This window comes from Streptomyces calidiresistens, assembly GCF_014141525.1.
GTDB lineage: Bacteria > Actinomycetota > Actinomycetes > Streptomycetales > Streptomycetaceae > Streptomyces > Streptomyces calidiresistens.
In genome coordinates this window covers 1-681 of the sequence record NZ_VKHS01001436.1, presented here as the reverse complement: position 1 = coordinate 681, position 681 = coordinate 1, and the positions used below count along the sequence as shown (strand labels likewise).

Annotated in this window: 1 pseudogene; it reads right to left on the bottom strand. The window is 77.1% G+C overall.

The window, feature by feature from the left end:
• Positions 1 to 681: pseudogene (locus FOE67_RS27700) on the bottom strand (hypothetical protein); the annotation flags it as partial.

Here is a 681-nt window from a genome sequence, read left to right as displayed (position 1 = left end):
GGCCGGGGCGGGGTTCCCGGGTGCCGGGGAGGTGGTTCCCCCGTCGGTGGGCTCCCCGTCCACCGGGCAGACCGTGCCGACCGCCGGGGCGTCCCCGGCGGCCCGGAGCACCGCCTCCCGCCGTGCCTCCTCCAGCTCCGCCAGGCGTTCCTCGACCCGCATCAGGTCGCGCTCCACCGCCCGGCGGGCGGACCGCCGCTCACCGTCCAGGCGGGTCAGCGCCGTGTGGACGGCCTCCGCCGACGCCTCGTCGCGGGCCAGTTTCCGCTCGGCCTCCTCCAGCTCCTCCAGCAGGTGGCGGGCGGACAGCTCACCGCGTCCGATGAGGTCGGCCTCGGAGAGCATCTCCTCCGGGGAGTCCGCCAGGACCAGACGGGCCAGGCCGGAGCCGTTGCCCTCGCGGTAGCGCTTGCCCGCCTGTCGGCCGATGGCGACGCGCAGTTCGCCGACCTCCTCGCGCCGTTCGGCCAGGCGCTCGCGCAGCCGTTCCAGGGCGGCGCGCTGCCGCGCCTCCCGGCGGCGGATCGTCTCGTGGTGCTCGGCGGCCTCGGCGGCGCTCTCCCGCAGCCGCTCGATCTCCTCGACCACCTCGGCGAGGGCCTCGTCGGAGAGTTCGTCGGGAAGTTCGGAACCGGCCGGCGGGTCGTCGGGGGGAGCGGCGAAAGCGGGGGGCGCGAGGGT